The sequence below is a fragment of the Iodobacter sp. CM08 genome (assembly GCF_033446605.1).
Lineage (GTDB): Bacteria > Pseudomonadota > Gammaproteobacteria > Burkholderiales > Chitinibacteraceae > Iodobacter.
This window is the reverse complement of sequence record NZ_JAWQUO010000099.1, coordinates 1-1,122: the sequence shown is the minus strand read 5'-3', so window position 1 is coordinate 1,122 and position 1,122 is coordinate 1. Positions and strand designations below refer to the sequence as shown.

General features: G+C 53.2%; 1 protein-coding gene. It reads left to right on the top strand.

Going from position 1 to position 1,122, the window contains the following annotated elements; genetic code table 11:
- Positions 1-1,122: hypothetical protein (locus tag R6242_RS22235; protein WP_412100829.1), on the top strand; the 1,122-nt coding region annotated here is incomplete at both ends.

Genomic DNA, 1,122 nt, shown 5'->3' with positions numbered 1-1,122 from the left:
CTTTGAGCACCAGCAATATCGCTGCGCTAGAAACCCGTGATTTAGTGGTGATTAGCAGCAGCGCCATTGCTGTCTTGTCCAGTGCGCAAGTTAAGGCCTTGACCACCGATCAAGTAAACAACTTGACCACCGATCAAGCCGTCAACCTCAGCACTGCTTCCTTGGCAGGCTTAACTACTGATCAAGCGGTGGCGCTGAACACCGCCCAAGCTGCGGTATTAACTTCACGCCAAGTGGCCGCGCTCAGCACCAGCAATATCGCCGCACTTGAAACCCGTGATGTAGCCGTCTTGAGCACCAGCTCGATTGCCGCCTTGTCGACCAACCAAGTGCGCGTATTGACTAGCGATCAAACTGTTGCTCTGACCACAGATCAAGCTGCAACGTTGTCGTCCAGCCAGATTGCTGCACTCTCCACCAACAGCATTGCGGCTCTGGAAACCACCGATCTACAAGTCTTAAGAACCAGCGGCATTGCAGCATTGAGCACCGCGCAATCCAAAGCCTTTACCACCGCCCAAGTCGCTAATTTGACGACAGATCAAGTGGTGGCACTGAGCACCAGCGTGGTGGCCAGTGGTTTAGGTACCGATCAAGTTGCGGCACTGACCACAGCTCAAGCTGCTGTATTGACTTCACGTCAAGTGGCCGCACTCAGCACCAGCAATATCGCCGCCCTAGAAACCCGTGATCTAGCGGTGATTAGCACCAGCGCCATTGCCGTTCTATCCAGTGCCCAAGTTAAAGCTTTGACTACTGATCAAGTGAATAACTTGACCACCGATCAAGTGGTAAACTTAAGCTCTAGCTCCCTAGCAGGCTTGACCTCTGATCAAGTGGTAGCTTTAACCACCGCCCAAGCTGCGGTCTTAACCACTCGCCAAATTGCGGCCTTCAGCACCAGCAATATCGCTGCCCTAGAAACCCGTGATTTAGTGGTGATCAGCACTAGCGCCATTGCCGTCTTGTCCAGTGCGCAAGTTAAGGCCCTGACCACCGATCAAGTAAACAACTTGACCACCGATCAAGCCGTCAACCTCAGCACTGCTTCCTTGGTAGGCTTAACTACTGATCAAGCGGTAGCGCTGAACACCGCCCAAGCTGCGGTATTAACTTCACGCC